This is a genomic window from Arthrobacter rhizophilus (assembly GCF_026241105.1).
In the GTDB taxonomy this organism is placed as follows: domain Bacteria; phylum Actinomycetota; class Actinomycetes; order Actinomycetales; family Micrococcaceae; genus Arthrobacter.
In genome coordinates this window covers 19,456-34,165 of the sequence record NZ_JAPFFT010000023.1, presented here as the reverse complement: position 1 = coordinate 34,165, position 14,710 = coordinate 19,456, and the positions used below count along the sequence as shown (strand labels likewise).

General features: G+C 64.1%; 12 protein-coding genes. 7 read left to right on the top strand and 5 right to left on the bottom strand.

Features of this window, described 5'->3' with window-relative positions; genetic code table 11:
- Positions 1 to 27 precede the first annotated feature (27 nt).
- Both OOZ51_RS17195 and recR read left to right on the top strand, forming a co-directional pair.
- Positions 28 to 3,372 (top strand): DNA polymerase III subunit gamma and tau, encoded by a 3,345-nt coding sequence (locus OOZ51_RS17195; protein ID WP_265980991.1) that lies wholly within the window; start codon positions 28 to 30, stop codon positions 3,370 to 3,372.
- 164 nt (positions 3,373 to 3,536) lie between these two features.
- Positions 3,537 to 4,136 carry a recombination mediator RecR gene (gene recR, locus OOZ51_RS17190; RefSeq protein ID WP_323054781.1) on the top strand — a complete coding sequence of 200 codons (600 nt, stop codon included), beginning with the start codon at positions 3,537 to 3,539 and terminating at the stop codon, positions 4,134 to 4,136.
- Positions 4,137 to 4,219: 83 nt separating this feature from the next.
- On the opposite strand, the gene OOZ51_RS17185 is transcribed toward recR, so the two are convergent.
- A complete protein-coding gene (locus tag OOZ51_RS17185; RefSeq protein WP_265980990.1) occupies positions 4,220 to 5,401 on the bottom strand; it encodes an ABC transporter permease in 1,182 nt (393 codons plus the stop codon).
- Positions 5,398 to 6,354 carry an ABC transporter ATP-binding protein gene (locus OOZ51_RS17180; protein WP_265980989.1) on the bottom strand — a complete coding sequence of 319 codons (957 nt, stop codon included), beginning with the start codon at positions 6,352 to 6,354 and terminating at the stop codon, positions 5,398 to 5,400. Before OOZ51_RS17180 ends, OOZ51_RS17185 begins: the two co-directional genes overlap by 4 nt.
- A gap of 251 nt (positions 6,355 to 6,605) precedes the next feature.
- Here OOZ51_RS17180 and OOZ51_RS17175 point away from each other — a divergent pair, with 251 nt between their 5' ends.
- Positions 6,606 to 7,952 (top strand): aspartate kinase, encoded by a 1,347-nt coding sequence (locus OOZ51_RS17175; RefSeq protein ID WP_265980988.1) that lies wholly within the window; start codon positions 6,606 to 6,608, stop codon positions 7,950 to 7,952.
- Positions 7,953 to 8,094: 142 nt separating this feature from the next.
- Here OOZ51_RS17175 and OOZ51_RS17170 read toward each other — a convergent pair whose 3' ends face one another.
- Positions 8,095 to 8,274 carry a hypothetical protein gene (locus tag OOZ51_RS17170; RefSeq protein ID WP_416346405.1) on the bottom strand — a complete coding sequence of 60 codons (180 nt, stop codon included), beginning with the start codon at positions 8,272 to 8,274 and terminating at the stop codon, positions 8,095 to 8,097.
- 233 nt (positions 8,275 to 8,507) lie between these two features.
- Entirely contained in the window at positions 8,508 to 8,717 is a 210-nt protein-coding gene (locus OOZ51_RS17165; RefSeq protein WP_265980986.1) for a hypothetical protein, read from the bottom strand.
- A 124-nt stretch (positions 8,718 to 8,841) separates the two neighbouring features.
- On the opposite strand from OOZ51_RS17165, the gene OOZ51_RS17160 reads away from it, so the two are divergent.
- Genes OOZ51_RS17160 through OOZ51_RS17145 form a run of 4 tightly spaced genes read left to right on the top strand, consistent with a single transcriptional unit; the run spans position 8,842 to position 11,227 of the window.
- Complete coding sequence (locus OOZ51_RS17160; protein ID WP_265980985.1) at positions 8,842 to 9,336, top strand: MarR family winged helix-turn-helix transcriptional regulator; 495 nt, start codon at positions 8,842 to 8,844, stop codon at positions 9,334 to 9,336.
- A gap of 25 nt (positions 9,337 to 9,361) precedes the next feature.
- Positions 9,362 to 9,919 carry an SSI family serine proteinase inhibitor gene (locus OOZ51_RS17155; protein WP_265980984.1) on the top strand — a complete coding sequence of 186 codons (558 nt, stop codon included), beginning with the start codon at positions 9,362 to 9,364 and terminating at the stop codon, positions 9,917 to 9,919.
- Complete coding sequence (locus OOZ51_RS17150; RefSeq protein WP_416346404.1) at positions 9,816 to 10,859, top strand: 3-methyladenine DNA glycosylase; 1,044 nt, start codon at positions 9,816 to 9,818, stop codon at positions 10,857 to 10,859. The genes OOZ51_RS17155 and OOZ51_RS17150 overlap by 104 nt, the downstream gene beginning before the upstream one ends.
- A complete protein-coding gene (locus tag OOZ51_RS17145) occupies positions 10,856 to 11,227 on the top strand; it encodes a serine protease inhibitor (RefSeq protein WP_265980982.1) in 372 nt (123 codons plus the stop codon). The genes OOZ51_RS17150 and OOZ51_RS17145 overlap by 4 nt, the downstream gene beginning before the upstream one ends.
- Before the next feature lie 124 nt (positions 11,228 to 11,351).
- Here the strand turns inward: OOZ51_RS17145 and OOZ51_RS17140 are convergent, their stop codons facing one another.
- Positions 11,352 to 14,690 carry a S8 family peptidase gene (locus OOZ51_RS17140; RefSeq protein WP_265980981.1) on the bottom strand — a complete coding sequence of 1,113 codons (3,339 nt, stop codon included), beginning with the start codon at positions 14,688 to 14,690 and terminating at the stop codon, positions 11,352 to 11,354.
- Positions 14,691 to 14,710: the final 20 nt, after the last annotated feature.

Genomic DNA, 14,710 nt, shown 5'->3' with positions numbered 1-14,710 from the left:
GTCAGTCCCTATAGGTAGGTTTCCCCTGTGACTGTTACTACTGCTCTTTACCGCAGATATCGTCCGGATTCGTTCGCGGACGTTATCGGGCAGGAACACGTCACGGAGCCGCTCATGACGGCCCTGCGCAAGAACCGCGTCAACCACGCCTACCTCTTCTCCGGTCCCCGCGGGTGCGGAAAGACCACGTCCGCCCGCATCCTGGCCCGTTGCCTCAACTGCGCCGAAGGCCCTACGGACACACCTTGTGGCAAATGCAATAGCTGCGTTGAGCTGGCTCGTGGCGGCTCCGGATCCCTTGATGTCATCGAGATCGACGCCGCCAGCCACGGTGGCGTGGATGATGCCCGTGATCTCCGCGAGCGCGCCACGTTCGCCCCGGTCCGGGACCGCTACAAGATCTTCATTATTGACGAAGCCCACATGGTCACCTCTGCGGGTTTCAACGCGCTGCTGAAGATCGTTGAAGAGCCGCCGGAACACATCAAGTTCATCTTCGCCACCACGGAGCCGGACAAAGTCATTGGCACCATCCGCTCCCGCACGCACCACTACCCCTTCAGGCTGGTGCCGCCCGAGCCCCTGATGCAGTACCTCGAGCTTCTCTGCCAACAGGAAAACGTGCCCGTTGCTCCCGGAGTGCTCTCCCTCGTTATCCGAGCCGGCGGCGGCTCGGTGCGCGACTCCCTCTCCGTGCTGGACCAACTCATGGCCGGTGCCGGACCCAACGGCCTGGACTATGAACTCGCCGTCGCGCTTCTCGGATACACGCACGCTTCGCTGCTTGACGACGTCGTAGAGGCAATCGCCGCGTCCGATTCCGTCACCGTCTTCCGCGCCGTGGACCGTGTCATCCAAACTGGGCACGATCCCCGCCGCTTCGTCGAGGACTTGCTGGAGCGATTCCGCGATCTCATCATCGTCCAGGCCATGCCGGAGAGCGCCCAAGCCATCCTCCGTGGCATGCCCGCGGACCAGATTGCCCGCATGCGCAGCCAAGCCAACAACCTTGGTGCCGCGGAACTCTCCCGCGCCGCCGACGTCACCAATACCGCGCTCACCGAAATGACCGGCGCCACCTCACCTCGGCTGCATCTCGAACTGCTCTGCGCCCGGATCCTGCTGCCCAGTTCCGAGCAGACCGAACGTGGCATCGCCGCCCGGATCGACCGCGTCGAACGCCGACTCAATTACGGCGAGGCACTCCCCACGGCGGAAGCCCAAGGTTCGCCTGCCGTTACCGCGGTTCCCTCCGTAGCCGCAGTCCCGCCTGCCCGCCAAGTGGAACGGCCAGCGGAACGCACGACGGCGGCGGCCAGTTCCGCTTCCACCCCACCAGTGTCCGGGGTACCGGCGGTCGCTGAGGCTCCTGCTTCCGACGCCCCGACCGTTCCCGGGGCCTGGCCGGTTCCTGAAACCCAACCCATTGCTGAAACCCGGCCTGTTTCTGAAACCCCGCCTGTTTCCGAGTACCCGTCGAGGGACCAGCTCACGCCGCCACGCGTGTCCACCAATGACTGGCCCGTGGACGAGGCCAGGCAACCGGCCAGCCGTGCCGCTGCCGAATCCGCCACGCATACGCCCGTACCTGCCGCGAGCCGTACCGAGCAGCCCGTTGCCGAAGCACCCGCGCCAAGCCAAGCACCAGCGGTTCCACCGCCACTCGAGCAGGAACGCCCCCAACCTGCAGCGGCACAAGCGGCAAGCCAAGCACCCGCGCCAACCCGGGCATCAGCGTCAGCGCCCGCGCTGGCCCCTCGTCCCTCTACCGGTGGCGCCGACGTCGAGGTCATCCGTCGCGCTTGGCCCGAGATCCTCCAGACGCTGACCAAGATCAAGCGCAGCAGCTGGGCTTTGGTTGGAGCCAACGCGCAGGTGGCACAGTTCGACGGCCAACTTCTGACCCTGGCATTCAGCACTGACGGCCTTGCGAGCGCCTTCAACCGGGCGGACCACGCCGAAAACCTTCGCCAAGCCATCCACAAAACGATCGGCATCGACTGCCAAATCACCTCCGTCGTCGGCGGCAACAGCTCAGGTAGCTCTGAGCCAGACCCAAAAGCACCGGCTGACCCGGCGCCCCCCGTAACCGGAGGCGCCTCTCCAACAGCGTCGTCCGCCGTGGATAGCGCATGGGGACTTGCCCCTGCAACGCAAAGCGCCGCTGCCGCCCCTGAAGCGGGCAAGGATGACGCGTCACAGGTCCTAGCACCCGCACCAGCAGTGCAGGCACCAGACGCCGCTCCGGCAACCTCCGGGCAGGCAACTTCTGGGCAGGCTCCTTCGACCATTGGCGAGGCGTCCGCACAGGTTCAGGGGTCACTACCGGCTCAGGCACCAGACGCCGCTCCGGCCAACCAACCAGTTTCCGCCGAGCAGCGGCCGGCTGTAGCGGCAGCCATTGTGTCGCCCGCAGCGGCAGCCATCGCGTCCCCGGAGGTGCCCGCCCCGGTTTCGGCCACAGCTGCACTCGCGACCCCAAGCGCCGACCCGGGTATGGACTACTCGTATTCGGACGACGATTGGGGTCCCCCGCGGGACGAGGACGCTCCCCCGCTCGACGAAGAACCGCCGATGGATTGGGTGCCATCGGCACCCCTGGGCCTCGCCGCTATGCCCGCGGCAGGGACGTCCGCGCCGCAAGCCGCCGTTCCGCAAGCCGCCGTTCCGCAAGCCGCCGTTCCGCAAGCCGCCGTTCCGCAGGTCGCCATGTCTCCAGCCGCGGCTCCAGGGCTGAACGGTTCGACCACCGGCAGCCCTGCGGCAACAAGCAAGCGCTCACCCCAAGCCACTCCCGTAAAGAAGAAGCCCGAGGCCCCGGAAGATCCTTGGTCCAAGGCTGTCGAGCACGCACCCGGTTCTTGGGTGGTCAGCACCGAATCCAACGTTGGCGCTGGGGCTTCAGGCAACTCAGCCTCCGGGCAAACCCCTCCATCAGGGGCAGCAACCGCAAGTCCCGCCTATGAACCCGCGGCCGCACAGATTCCAAGCCAGCCGCAGGCTTCGGCACCGGCTTCCACGCCAGCAGCCGCAACGCCCGGAGACGAAACCCGACATTCGGCGGTAGGACTCGCGCTGTCCACGGCCCAGGTTCCAGCGACTGCCCAAACGCCAGTATCGGCGCCTTCGGGAACCGGGAAGCAAAGCCTCTACCAACGGCTTTCGAACAGTCCCGAAGCCATGGCCGGGCGCGAGAAGGCGCCGGCACGGGCTGCAGCCGCTTCCGGCGTCGTGGTGGAAGATATCCCGAGTGCCGACGACGAGACGATCGAGGAGTCCGGAGTCTTTGGGCGAGCCGCCGTCGAGCGTATTCTGGGCGGGAAGCTACTGGAAGAAAGGTCGCTGGACGGCACTCCCTTGATGCGCGGCTAACGGCCGGAAACAACATCTTGCGTGGATTGCGCGGTATTCCCTGTGGAACCCGATGGAACCCCATGGAACCACCGTTGCGAACCCTCCGGCACCTCAGCAAGGTGCCACCAAACCGCGACGCCCGCACAACAACAATGGGCGCGCATAGAACGAACGAGGACATTGTGTACGAAGGCGCAGTACAAGAGCTGATCGACGAGCTCGGCCGGCTCCCGGGCGTCGGGCCAAAATCGGCGCAGCGTCTTGCCTTCCACATCCTTGAGGCCGATCCCGAGGACATGAAGCGACTGGTCGCGGCCATCACCACGGTCAAGGAACGGGTGAAGTTCTGCACGGTCTGCGGCAACGTCACCGAGCAGGAGCTGTGCAACATCTGCCGCGATCCGCGCCGCGATCCCTCCGTGATCTGCGTTGTCGAAGAATCCAAGGATGTTCTGGCTGTGGAACGCACGCGGTCTTTCCGCGGCCGCTATCACGTGCTGGGCGGCGCCATCAATCCGATCGCCGGCATCGGGCCGGAGCAGCTCCGCATCCGGGAACTCCTCACCAGGCTCAACGATGGCGCCATCCAGGAAATCATCATCGCGACCGACCCCAACCTTGAAGGCGAAGCGACAGCCACCTACCTGGCCCGCATGTTGAAGTCGATCGGCATCATCGTCACCAGGCTCGCTTCCGGCCTCCCGGTGGGCGGAGATCTGGAGTACGCGGACGAAGTTACCCTCGGAAGGGCCTTCGAGGGCCGCCGCAACGCGCTCATGTAAAAACCCGCTTCAGCTAACCGACGCGGCCTCGCGCGGTTCCCTGCGCGCACCCTTGCACGCCGCGGGACCAGTCCAAATCCGGCCTAAGCGATCCGAGTGCCTCGGGCCAGCCGGTTTGCAGGCGTCCGTAGCGCTCGCCACCCGAGCCACATGAGCAACCCTGCCAGCACCAGCTGCATGCTCAGCCCGAGGGGCCACACTGGTGTGGTCTGTTGCAGGTACTGGTACTGGTTCTGCAACTGCTGGTTCTGCGGCTGGTACACCCCGTCGACACAAGGGGAAAACGGCAGCCTGGGGCCGGCCAGTGCTTGCCGTGTGCCTTGGCTGATGCCCTCGAGCATCCCGGCGCCAAGCATGGAATTCGCGCTGTCCCGCTCCGGGTAGGGAATGGCGTCCGCCACCACCACGAACGGGTTGATGGCCAGCACCAGCGCCACGCGTTCGGTATGGAACACTGTTTGCTGCACCGGCCTGCAAGGGATTGACTGCGGACCCCCGGAAGCAGAGGGCGGGATGTACGCCATGGACGGACCGGGTTCATCCACCATGACGGATTCCTGTGTCAACTGCATACCCAAGCCAAAAGCGATCAGGGACAGGACCACCAGGCCGGCAACCGTCAGATAGCTCACGACGATCGAAAAGAGCGGCCGGCCCGCGAGCGCGGAAATTCCCACGCCGATGCCACAGACAATCGCGATCTCCACTCCCAACATGAGTAGGGACACCAGGATGTGGCCGGGAGACAGGCCGCCCTGGACCAGGCCGAAGACTAGGAACGGGATACTGGTTACCAAGAAGGCAAGTGCCGCTAGCCACGCCGCCAGGAACTTGCCCCAAAGTATCTGTCCCGGGGTAAGCAACGTCACCTGCAGGATAGCCAGCGTGCCGCCGGCGCGGTCCCCATTGACGGCATTTGCGGACAATGCCGGAGCCACCAGCAAGGCAAAGAGCAGCACAAAAACCAGGACCGCTTCGAAGATCGCGGATCCCGGTCCGCTTTGCATTGACATCCCGGACGAGGGCATCGAACGCTGGATTCCGGCGGAGGCGCTCCAGGCGGCCCAAGTCAGCCACGTCACTACCGCGATGACCACGAACCAGATGCCCAACATGATGTACCAGCCGCGGGAGCGCAGCCGTTGTTTCATCTCAAGGACCACGACGTCGCGGATCCCGCTGAGATAGCCGACGACGGCGTTCCCGCCGCCCGTAGTTCCCTGCGGTCCCGCTGGACCCGGCACGGTTTCAGTCACGTTGCTCACCGTCGCTCCGTTTCCAGGTTCATGTAGGTCTCTTCGAGGGCGCCTGCGGCCGGCGCGAAAGAAACTACCTCGATGCCGGCCGTGACGAGGTCCCGGAGGAGGGCCGCAGCGCCGTCGTCGTGCGTCAACAGCAAGGTGACCGACGGATGGAGGCCTGCCTCCACGCGATATTCCAGGTTCAGCTCGCTGAGCTTTGCCGCGAGGGCCTGGTTGTCGAGGGCCGTGATCGCGTAGCGGCGGCCTTGCCGCGCCGCCTCCTCGAGGGTCTGCTGTTTCACAGTGCGTCCTTGGTTGACGAACACCGCACCGTCTGCGATTTCGTCCAGCTCACTGAGGACGTGGGAGGAAACCACCACGGCTTTCCCGGCCCCCGCGAGGCGGCGCAGCAGGTTCCGAAGCTCCACCCTGGATCCCGGATCAAGGCCGGAAGCTGGCTCGTCGAGAAGGAGCACGGAGGGATCGTGGATGAGGGCTCGGGCCAAGCTAAGCCGCTGCTGTTGACCCCGGGAGAGCACCCGCGCGGGCTGGCCAGCAAGTGCATCCAAGCGGACGAGTTCGAGCAGCTCGTCCACACGCTGGCCGATACCGGCGTTGGGCAGACGGTAGAAGCGGGCCATCTGGACCAGGATTTCCCTCGCGGTCAAGGATTCCCACACCCCCAGGGTGTCCGGCATCCAGCCGATCCGAAGCCGCACGGCGGCGCTGTCCCGGAGTGGATCCAGGCCGTCAATCCGGATGGTCCCTGAGTCGGGGCGAAGAAGTGAGGCCAGCATGAGCAGGAGCGTCGTCTTGCCAGCCCCGTTGGGACCGATGAGCGCCGTGACCTTCCCGGCCGGCGCGTGGAAATCGATGTGCTCCACTGCATGGACCGTACCGAAGCGGCGTGAGACGCCTACCGCGGATACGCCGAGGGCAACACTCCCCGGGAGGTTTGAACTTTCAGTTATGGACATGCTCCACTCACCTGTTCCCCCAGACAGTATAAGTACGCTTCACTTCCTGCGAGCCCACGTGCCCTCAGGCTGCGTATTTCTTGATCGTACGCCACGCTGAAACGGCCGGACATCCACCCCAAGGCCGAGATTTGGTCACAATTCCCCTGCCCGCGGCGCCCGGCGATAAACTGGCCAAATAAGCTACGTAGCCGTGCCGTTATCTGGCCAAGCAACGTATGATCCCCAATTGATGCAGTGAGGGTGCGCGCATGAGTTTGCCCACTACCGATGTGAAAACCGAAGACTTGTCCGCTCAGACTGCCATCACGAAGCAGCTGATCGTGCAGAAGTTCGGTGGCTCCTCGGTGTCCGACGCCGAAGGCATCAAGCGTGTTGCCCGCCGCGTGGTTGACGCACAAAAGGCCGGCAACGAGGTTGTTGTGGTGGTTTCGGCCATGGGCGACACCACGGACGAGCTCCTGGACCTCGCTGCCCAAGTCACCGATTCCGCTCCCGCCCGCGAAATGGACATGCTCCTTTCCGCAGGCGAGCGCATCTCCATGGCCCTGCTGGCCATGGCCATCAACAAGTTCGGCGCCTCCGCCCAGTCGTTCACAGGCTCACAGGCCGGCATGATCACGGACGGCATCCACGGCAAGGCCCGCATTATCGACGTCGACCCCCACCGCATCCGCACTGCCCTGGACAAGGGACATATCGCCATCGTGGCCGGCTTCCAGGGCATGAGCCACAGCACCAAGGAAATCACCACCCTTGGCCGCGGCGGATCCGATACCACTGCGGTGGCTCTCGCCGCCGCACTGGAAGCCGATGTCTGTGAGATCTACACGGACGTCGACGGCATCTACACGGCGGACCCGCGCGTGGTCTCGACGGCACAAAAGATCGACCGTATCTCCAGCGAGGAAATGCTGGAATTGGCAGCCTCCGGTGCCAAGATCCTGCACTTGCGCTGCGTGGAATATGCTCGCCGCTTTGGTGTGCCACTGCACGTCCGTTCCTCATTCAGCCACAACGAAGGCACCTGGGTCCTGCCCAGCGCCGATGACAAGATCACGATTCAAGAGGGAGTTGCCTTGGAGCAGCCAATCATCTCCGGCGTTGCACACGACCGTTCAGAAGCCAAGGTCACCGTAGTCGGCGTCCCGGACATCCCCGGCAAGGCCGCCGCAATTTTCCAGGTCATCGCCAAGGCACACTCGAACATCGACATGATCGTTCAGAACGTGTCCACTCACGGCACCGGCCGCACCGACATTTCCTTCACGCTGCCAATCGTGGAAGGCGCCGACGCCCTCACTGCCCTCCGTGCCGCGCAGCCGGAAATCGGCTTCGAAAGCATCGAGTACAACGAAAACGTCGGCAAGCTTTCCCTGATCGGCGCCGGTATGCGTTCGCACCCGGGCGTCTCCGCCACGTTCTTCAAGGCGCTTTCGGACGCAGGCATCAACATCAACATGATCTCCACCTCGGAAATCCGCATCTCCGTGGTCACCCACGCCGATCTGCTGGACGACGCCGTGCGCGCCATCCATAAGGCGTTCGAGCTCGACGGCGAAGCCGAGGCAACCGTCTACGGCGGCACCGGCCGCTAGCCGGCCTCCGCGGTCGGGCACCGCCGCCGGGAACGCACAGTCGGGCACCCGCCGTCGGGATCTGAAGTACTTAGACGCGAAAGAACCGGGGCTCACGCTCCGGTTCTTTCGTTCTCCTACGGCTAGTGGCCGCAACGCGGCCTCAGGAGTCTTCCTTGCGGATTCCGTAGTGGTGGCCCTGGTCGTCTGTTTCGACGACGAAATGCCCCAGGTCTTCTTCGGACGCCGTTTCGAAGTCGTCATGCTTGTGGACTACGGGCGTATCAATGTCGCCCCGCGTCGCCGGGCCGAACCAGAAACGCAGTCGATCTGTCACCTTCATAAAGCCATCGAGTGCATGTCCCACAATTCCCACCTCCTTCCCCGCTGCGAGGTCCAGCCGTGCGGTTGGAGCTGAGTGGTTCCAGTGAGGCCAATTTTACGCCCGGAACCCGCAAAAGGCGCGTGGGCCCACACCGGCGAGGGACCCCGCGCGTGGGCCCACACCGGCGAGGGACCCCGCCTGAGCTTGCGAAGGCTGGGAGCCGGTGGGGACCTGCGAGGTAGCGGTTGGCCTCAGCGGAGGGACTTGTCCTCCGGGTTCTTGGGGACCACGTAGGTGCTGCCGTCGGGCCTGCGAATGGTCTCCCATTGCTGCGCTTCGGCCTGGCGCCGCGCGAGGAGGCGCTTGTTCTCCTCGGTCATTTCATGATCCAAGGAACTGCTGTGCGCCGGCCCGAAAATGATCCGCAGCTTGCCAGTTGCACGCATGAATCTCTGGGTCATGGTCTCTTTGGCCACCTGGTCTACCCTCTCTCAAAAGGATGTTGTGGTTTAAGAGTACACTAACAATTAGTGCACTAACTATCGATCGGCACAGCCCGGTCACCGATACGGAATGGAGCAAGCCATGGTTGCCGCAGGCACACCCATTGCCCTCGAAACCACCACGCCGCCCGAAGACGACCTGCTGCTTGAGCGTCAATTGTGCTTTGCCCTGACGGTGGCATCGCGAAGCGTGGTGGGCGTCTACAAGCCGGTGCTCGAAAAGATGGGCCTGACACATCCGCAATACCTCGTGATGCTGGCCCTGTGGGAACGCAGTCCCCGCACGCTCAAGGACATCAGCGAGGCACTCCTCCACGAGCCGGCCACTCTTTCGCCCATCCTGCGCCGGCTCGAAGAAGCAGGCTTCGTGACCCGCAACCGCATCCACGGAAACGAGCGGGCCCTCGCTATCACCCTTACCGAAGCCGGTGCCGCCCTCAGGCAGCAGGCAACGGCCGTGCCGGGAACCATCATGGAGCGGCTCCACCTCACGCGGGCCGAAGTGGCGGAACTGCACCGGGCGATGACCGGGCTCATCGCGGCCACTCAACTCCCCGGAGCGGCCGCCGGGCGATAAACTGGCAGGAATCAAGGAGATCCCCATGCGTTTGCGAATAGTCCGGTACGTTCTGGCTGTCCTCGCTGTCGCTGGGCTCGCCGCCTGCACGCCGGGCACCGGGAGCGGCTCGCCCAGCAGCTCGGCCCCCGGCAGCAGCACGTCCTCCACGCCGTCGCCCAGCCCCACCGGACTCCTACCGGACGAGACGGAATCTCCCAGCACCAAACCGACCCCCTCCTTCACCACCACTCCCGGCCGCGGAGAAGCCGAACTTTCCATCATCGTCAAGCCGTCCACCACTGCAGCCGCGGAAAGCTATACCCTCGTCTGCACCGACGGCGTCCCCGCCGCGGAGAGCCACCACCCCACCGCAGCCGCAGGGTGCGCAGCCCTGAAGAAGAACCCGGCCCTTCTCACGCGCACGCCACGTCCCGGCGACCAGGTCTGCGACCAGCGCTACGGCGGTCCCCAGACGGCTACAGTCACGGGGGCCGTAGATGGCGTGGGTGTCGAATCCTCCTACAAACTCACTGACGGCTGCGAAATCGCCGCATGGGCCGCCGTCGCCGACATCCTGGGTTCCAGCGGTGCCGGAGCCTAGGCAAAAGCACCTCGCGCAAGAGAAATGGCTTGCGCTGGAGGCTGCCCACCACGCGCGCGTTGAGCGCTACGCCAAGCCGTATTTGGCCCGGCGTTCCGCCGGCCAGAAGCATCCCGTGGAGGATTTCCTCTTCACCTACTACACCCAGAAACCCGGCCAGCTTCTGCGCTGGCACCCCGGGGACGGCGTCGTCCTCTCCGGCCCGAAGGCGGCGGAGCGGGCGGGGTGGAAGTATTACCGAGTGCTCGACGACGGCGAACTGGCGGCCGCGGGCCTGCCTGACGGTACCGTCGCGGTCACCTTCGATCGAAGCCGGTTCGTGGCCGACCGCACCGAAGCCGTCCGCTTCGCGGGCATCATCCTGGCGGGGACCGTCGCGCGGCCCGCCCAGTTTGGCTGCTTCGGCCTGCACGAATGGGCAATGGTCTACAGGCAGGACAAGTTCCACCTTCGTCACGAGTACCTCAAGCTGCGGCTCGGTTCCGAAGGCACAGACACAGTGGTGGAAGACAACCGGATCCGCTGCTCGCACTTCGACGCTTTCCGTTTCTACACTCCGGACGCCACCCCACTCAACGAACTCACCCCCACGCGGGAAAACCAGCGGACCATGGAGCAACCCGGTTGCCTGCACGCCAACATGGACCTCTACAAATGGGCATACAAACTGACCCCGGCGCTGCCCAGTGAACTGGTGATGGATTGCTTCGAACTGTCTTGGCGGATCAGGGCCATGGACATGCAGGCCTCCCCATACGACCTTGAAGAATGGGGCTATCCGGCCATCAGGATCGAGACACCGCAAGGCAAGGCCGAGTACGTTGAGTATCAGCGGGCATTCGCCGCCGAAGCCCAGGAGCTCCGCACCCGGGTCCTGGACGAAGTGCGGCCGCTTCTTGAGCTCCTGGTACCGGCACAGTCTCACAAAGGACACTCATGACTTCAAGCAATGGAAAGTACGACGTCGAACTCACGATCACGCTGACCGAGGCGCCAGGCGCTGTGGATCACGAGTTCGTCCTGCTCGGCTCGGGCGGCGAAGTCTCCGAAGGCTCGACTCTTCCGGACGCTCGCGCGGCGCTTGCCGCCGTCGAGCAATTCGGCGAAGAGATCTTTTTTCCGGTACCGCGGCCGGACCGGATCTGCACGCAGCAGTACGGCGGTCCGCAGGTGGCCGTGGTGACGGGCCGGTTCCGCGGACGCGAGGTCAGCAGCCGCTTCAGCCGGACGGACGGCTGTGAGATCGCCCGTTGGGGCACCATGGCCGCACTCCTCGGCGGAACCTCCGGGTCCACGGGAAACATCTAGGCAGGGCACCCCCAACCCGACCCTCACTCACATATAGGGGACAAAACCGGAACGCTCCTGCAGATATAACGCCCCTCAGGCTGACCCCCCCTCACATATGGTGCCTCCCCACCCCGACGCCCGCTCACATACGGTGCCTCCCAACCCAACCCTCGATCAGATCATCTGCAGGGGCGTTGCCCCGTTTGGGCTCAAATATGAGCGAGCGTCCGGCGAAGAACAAGAGAGCGGCCGGCGGGGTAACCCCCCGGGCGCTCGCTTGTGTTTTTTTCAGAGCAAAATCGCCATTAAAAAAGGCGGTGTCTGAATGGGAGTCTTCTTCAGTCTTGAGCTTTGCCTTGCCGTGCTCGCCTTCTTGGTCATCGTTCGGCACCACGGAGACGCTGCCGTTCGCCGAGATCAGCACAGAGACAAAGGTCGGAGCACTGGTACCGGCAAACGTGAGCCGACCGAGGTAGGAGCCCGGGTTAAGACCGCTCCACGCAAAAGTGAGCTTCCCGGCCTTGCCGTTCTTCAGCTGGATCGGGTTGGGAGTGACTGTCGCTTTGCCGGGGTTTGTGTCCGGTAGGGCGACATCAACGCTGGCCTTGGTGGGCCGGTTTTGGGGGCTGGCAGACAGGTTCGCGATGATTGTGTATGGCCCTGGCTCCGGGTTGTCGAGGTAGAGCGATTCGCTGGCACTGGGTGTGGCAGCCGCGAACAGGTGCCCCGACGGCGAGATCACATAGAGATCGAAATCCGCGGCGGGATCGGAGGAGACCACCGAGAACTTCGCGAATGCAGTTCCGGGGGAAACCATGGCGGGCGTCACAAAGTTCGAGGAATCGCTTGTCATCGCCACAGGACCCGGAACTAGCTCCGCGGCCGAGGAAACAGCCCTCAAGAGGCCATCAAGGGTCACGGCTGTGGGTGAGTCGGTACCGGAGACAATGTTGATCTGCCCCGAGCCACTACCTTGCTGGGACGTGAAGGCGACGTTCTTCGAGGCCACCACCGACTGCGGGCGGACCGCAATCGGGGAGACCACCGACTTGTTGGCGCCTTCCCATTTCAGGGATCCCATGGCGAATGTACCTAGGGCCGCGCTCTTGTTTTCGAAGGTCACCTTGAAGGTTTTCTTCTGGCCGGCCTCGTTGAAGTTCAGCACAGACGGAGTGACCTTGACGTCAACGCCAGGGACGTTGGCCGTGGCCCGGTACTGGCCCGGAGTCAGGGCCGTGACCGTGCGTGTGACCTCGATCTTTCCGGCCAGGTTTCCTACGGCGAACGAAGGGAGGTTCATGTCGCGAGGCAAGGTAGAGCCAAGTCCCGGCTTGCCGAGATCGACGCCGGTGCCCTGGATGAAGCTCAGGTAGTCCTCGGTTCCGGCGTCGTAGATCAGGCCCGGTTCCAGCACGCTGGCCGGATTCATCTCTCCCGCACCGGTGGCGAAGACGTCCTGGTTCTTGCTTCCATCGGCCAGCTTGACGTCACTCGCAGTGGTCATCATGGCCGATTTGACCGCTGCCGGGGACCAGTCGGGATTCTTCGCCATGATCAAGGCTCCGAAACCTGCAATGTGCGGCGACGCCATGGATGTACCGGACATGAATCCGTATTCATCACCCTTGCTGCCGATGGGCGAAACACCTGCCAGCACGGCAACACCAGGAGCCGAAACGTCCGGCTTGAGCAGATCCGAATCGGTGGCAAGGAGCGGGCCGCGGGAGGAGAATCCGGCGATCTGCGGCTGCGCCTCGAGCGGAAGCCCGGTGGTGTCGTGGTTAACCAGGGAAACAGTCATTCCGGGGTTGGCTGCCACTTTGTCCTTGATTGCCTGCGAGGCCGGCGGATTCACGTGGACTGTGGGAACAGAATGCTTGTCAGTGTCCAGCGAAGAACTGGTGAGGTTCACAAGGATCATGCCGACACCTCCGCCACGGAGCACCTCGGCGCTCTTGGCGACGCGGTCAACCACGCCTCGATCACACACGACTACCTTGCCGGCGATCTTCGCCGGGTCCAAGGACCCAGGCGCACAGAGCGCCGCGTTGCCGGCGCCTGAGGCCGCGTTTGCGGAGAGCACGACGCCGGCCCCGCTCACCTGGCGGTTCATGATGCTGGCTCCGCGGAACTTGCTGCCATCGGCGAATTCGACGGTTCCCTGCAGCTCCTGCGAGAAGGAGGTAGCCGCAACCGTGGTCATCCAGGGCGCGCCGTGGTTTACGGTGCTGGCCTGCGGGCCTGAGTTTCCGGCAGACGCGGCGACGAAGATGCCCGCCGAGGCGGCAGAAAGGAATGCCAGCGAGACGGGATCGGTGGTGGTGTCCGTAGCGCCGGAAATGGAGTAGTTCAGGACGTCCACGCCGTCGGCAATAGCTTGGTCAATGGCCGAGATGGCCGCGGAGCTGTAACAGCCGCCCGAGTTGGGGTTGGTGTCTTCCCAGCAGATCTTGTAAATCGAAAGCTTGGCGGCCGGCGCAATACCGCTCGTCTTGCCGAAGCTGCGGCCATCCACGAACGTCTCCACGCCGGGGTTGCCCGCGGCGGTGCTGGCAGTGTGCGTACCGTGGCTCGCGACGTCGATAGGCGAGATCTGTTCCTGGGGCGCCCGTTGGGCTGGCGGAACCGATTGCAGGAAGGCATCCGCGAAATAGTGGGCACTGAGGACTTTGGAATTGCAGGCGCTGCCGTCAAAGGCCGCCCCATTGCCGGTGCCCTTCTGGCATTCACCTACGAAGGTATCTCCGTTGGCCTTCAGCATGGCGATCTTGCCGTCATTCGTCCGGTACGGAACGCCCACCTGCGGGTCCCCGACCAACGGCTGGACGGGATCGCCGGCGAAGAACTTGCTGCTGGGTGTGTAGCCGGTGTCGATCACACCGACCACTGTGCCCTTGCCTGCCTGGTCCTGGCCGCCGAACTGGGTATTCCAAATCCCGTTCGACCCACTGAGGTTGAAGAAATCGGTGGTGGAGTAGTCAGGAGCCGACTGGGTGTCCGGGGCCACGAGGAGAACATTTGGGTTCTTCGCGAGGTTGACGGCCTGGTTCGCGGAAAGAGTGGCGCTGAAGCCGTTGATGGCTGTGGTGTAGTCGCGATTGATGCTCACGCTCTGCTGCTTGGCCACTTCCTGCTGCTTCTGCTGCAAGTGGGCCTGGTACTGCTTCACTTCGGTCTTGCCGACGTCGAGCTTCTTGCCCGCTTGCGGTTTGGTGGGCACATAACCGGGCGTTCCGCCGTCGTAAGTGGCTGCTGGCTTCTCTGCCAGCACCACGACGTATCGGCCGTCTTGATAGGACTTGGGGTCGACATTTCGGGCAACCGCCGCAACCGTTGATCCGAAGACCGCTGGGCGGGAAGCGGGCGCAGCTTGAGCGGGTGTCAACGCCACGGAGGAGAGCAGAACCGGTAGTCCGACGGCCAGCGCCGCAGCTTTTCGAAGCCCTCGGCTTCCAAAGAAGCTCTTTCCTTGTGAATTCACGAGTGATTGCACCTTTCCGG